Raw genomic sequence first — 611 nt, 5'->3', positions numbered from 1 at the left:
TAATGCTGTTCACTTAAGCGGAGCAGCCTTACGGTCTACTGGAAAACGGGTCTTTGAAATCTTTACCGTCCTTGGCCTTGATGGCCTTGGACGGTGATCCAGAAACATCCCTCCGACACCTGCTCTCAACTCTGCCAATCGCCTTCCCGTCGCCGAAATAGGATTGGCCGCGGCCATCACAATCAACTGCACCGCAATGTACTGGCACGCTGGCTTGAAGCGAATGTCCGACGGTGCCCGGCCAAACGCCACCGCCGCCTGACTGGCCTCCCGGCGGATCACGTTGTAAGCCAGTAGCAGCCCCCACACCTCTTGGTAAACCAAGTCGATCTTCTTGCTGCGCAGGGTCACTGCGTTCTGCTGCATCGAACTTTTGATATCCCTGAAGCCCAATTCGATCTCCCATCGTTCCTGGTAAAGCTTGGCGACGGCCTTGGTGCTGTAGGTCCCGACAGGCAATGAGGTCATGACCGTCTTCAGCCTTCCCTGAACTTCATAGCTGACTTCGCGCACTTCCCAATGGAGGGGTAGATTCGGGTTTCGCTTTCTCGCCTGCGGTGACACTTTCATGCGCAACAGACGGTCGTGCTTGCCGTAACGAGCGATCTCCT

Annotated in this window: 1 protein-coding gene; it reads right to left on the bottom strand. The window is 56.1% G+C overall.

Annotated elements, in window-relative coordinates; translation table 11 throughout:
• Positions 1–9: 9 nt before the first annotated feature.
• Positions 10–611, bottom strand: a 602-nt coding sequence (locus AC1RPZ_RS27355) for a transposase (protein WP_493141021.1), incomplete at its 5' end; no start/stop codon positions are given.

This window comes from Pseudomonas sp. GW822-FHT02D10 (genome assembly GCF_058802345.1).
This window is presented reverse-complemented; position numbering and strand designations above follow the sequence as displayed.